2 protein-coding genes are annotated in these 1,594 nt (G+C 74.5%); both read left to right on the top strand.

The genetic code is table 11. The annotated features are described in order from the left end of the window. The first annotated feature begins 56 nt into the window (after nt 1–56). Nucleotides 57–1,082, top strand: a complete 1,026-nt coding sequence (locus KTN05_RS17500; RefSeq protein ID WP_217330648.1) for a YeiH family protein — start codon at nt 57–59, stop codon at nt 1,080–1,082. A 3-nt stretch (nt 1,083–1,085) separates the two neighbouring features. Further along, nucleotides 1,086–1,594: phosphate acyltransferase (locus KTN05_RS17505; RefSeq protein ID WP_217330647.1), on the top strand; the 509-nt coding region annotated here is incomplete at its 3' end.

Genomic DNA, 1,594 nt, shown 5'->3' on the forward strand with positions numbered 1-1,594 from the left:
GCGGCGGCCCGCTTCTGCGCGATCCGTCCCGTCCCCGCTCCCTCGAGGTGTCCCTGATGGCGCTGCCCGCCCGCCTGTCCGCCTGGCTTCCCGGCCGGCCGGCCGATCTCTTTCCCGGCTTCGCGGTCTCGGCGCTGATCGCCGCGACGGCGCAGTTCCTGTCCGAGCATTACGGCGCCCCGGCCATGCTGCTGGCGCTGCTGCTGGGGCTGGCGTTGAACTTCCTGGCCGAGGAGGGCACCAGGACCGCCCCCGGCATCGCCGTGACCGCGCGCACGGTGCTGCGGCTGGGGGTCGCGCTGCTCGGGGCGCGGATCTCGGCGGGGATGCTGGCCCAGCTCGGCTGGCCGCTGGTGCTGCTGGTGATCGGCGGGGTGATCGCGACGATCCTGTTCGCGCTGCTGGCGGCGCGGGTGGTCGGCCGGCGCTGGCGCTTCGCGCTGCTGACCGGCGGCTCGGTGGCGATCTGCGGCGCGTCCGCCGCGATGGCGATCGCGGCGGTGCTGCCCCGGCACGAGCGGTCCGAGCGCGACCTGGTCTTCACCGTGCTGGCGGTGACGGTGCTGTCCACCGTGGCGATGGTCATCTACCCGATGCTGGCGGACCCGTTCGGCTTCGACGACCGCACCGCCGGGGTGTTCCTCGGGGGCACCATCCACGACGTGGCGCAGGTGGTCGGCGCGGGCTTCTCGATCAGCCCCGAGGCGGGCGAGACGGCGACGCTGGTCAAGCTGATCCGGGTGGCGATGCTGGCCCCGGTGGTGCTGGTCTTCTCGGTCATCATCCGCGCGCAGGGGCAGGCGGAAGCCACGGGGGGCAAGCGCCCGCCGCTGCTGCCGAGCTTCGTGGTCGGCTTCCTGCTGCTGGCGGCGGCGAACTCGCTGGGGCTGATCCCGGCGGCGCTGGCCGAGGCGGCGGGGGCGGTGTCGCGCTGGTGCCTGCTGATCTCGATCGCCGCGGTGGGGGTCAAGACCTCGCTGGGCAAGATGCTCGAAGTGGGGGGCGGCGCGATCGCGCTGCTGGTGATCGAGACGCTGTTCCTGGGGACCTGGATCCTCGTCGGCCTGCATCTGCTGGAGTAAGACATGAGCCCGCTCGACCGTATCTATCAGGCCGCCCGCGCGCGGCAGGCCCATATCATCCTGCCCGAGGGCCGCGATCCCCGCGTGCGCGAGGCCGCCGCCCGGATCGTGGCCGAGGGGCTGGCCCGGATCACCCTGCTGGACGGCGAAGCGCCGGGCGCGGCCAGCATCGACAGCGCCGCCGCCCCCGACCTGCCCGAGCTGGCCGCCGCCTGGCATGAGCTGCGCCGCGGCAAGGGGCTGACGGCGGAGGCGGCGCTCGACGAGATGCGCGATCCGATCCGGCAGGCGGCGATGCGGGTGCGGCTGGGCCAGGCGGACGGGACGGTCGGCGGCGCGGTCGCCACCACCGCCGACACCGTGCGCGCCGCCCTGCAGGCGATCGGCCGCGCGCCGGGGGTGCGGATCGTGTCGAGCTTCTTCCTGATGCTGCCACCGGACGGCGGCACCGGGGGGACTTCCGGTGAGATGGCGTTTGCCGGGGAAACCTCCGCCGGGCCGACCCCCGTCGG

This window comes from Paracoccus sp. Z118, from assembly GCF_019061185.1.
Classification (GTDB): Bacteria; Pseudomonadota; Alphaproteobacteria; order Rhodobacterales; family Rhodobacteraceae; genus Paracoccus.

What these genes read in the sequence shown, in the direction of transcription:
- KTN05_RS17500 (WP_217330648.1), top strand. Translation starts at nt 57, where the DNA reads ATGGCGCTGCCCGCCCGCCTGTCCGCCTGGCTTCCCGGCCGGCCGGCC.